This window comes from Myxococcus eversor, from assembly GCF_010894455.1.
In the GTDB taxonomy this organism is placed as follows: Bacteria; Myxococcota; Myxococcia; order Myxococcales; family Myxococcaceae; genus Myxococcus; species Myxococcus eversor.
In genome coordinates this window covers 1-465 of record NZ_JAAIXY010000100.1, presented here as the reverse complement: position 1 = coordinate 465, position 465 = coordinate 1, and the positions used below count along the sequence as shown (strand labels likewise).

Sequence of the window (465 nt, the reverse complement as noted above, 5' to 3'; positions counted from 1 at the left end):
ACGCTGTCGCTGTCGTCTCCGGCGAGGAGTCGCTCTCCTACGCCCAGCTCGACTCGCGCTCCAACCAGCTCGCTCACTACCTGCGCTCGTTGGGTGTGCTTCCGGGCTCTCGCGTCGCTGTCCGCCTTGACCGCTCCGCGGACCTCATCGTCTCCCTCCTCGCCATCCTCAAGGCGGGGGCCGCCTACGTCCCTCTCGACAAGGCCTGGCCTTCCGAGCGTCTCGCTTTCGTTCTCCGTGAGTCCGCCGCGGGCGTCGTCCTCTCTCACTCCGACGTCGTCGACGACTTGCCGGCCTTTGGCGCCGTCCTCCTCGTCATCGATGAGGAGACTTCTCGCATCGCAGGCCAGCCTTCTTCCACGCTGCCTCTGGATGTGACGGGCAATGACCTTGCCTACGTCATGTTCACCTCCGGCTCCACGGGCGAGCCCAAGGGTGTCTGCGTCCCTCACCGCGGCGTCACTC

Annotated in this window: 1 protein-coding gene; it reads left to right on the top strand. The window is 66.5% G+C overall.

The features are described from left to right. Positions 1-465, top strand: a 465-nt coding sequence (locus tag G4D83_RS45315) for an AMP-binding protein (protein ID WP_163871179.1), incomplete at both ends; no start/stop codon positions are given.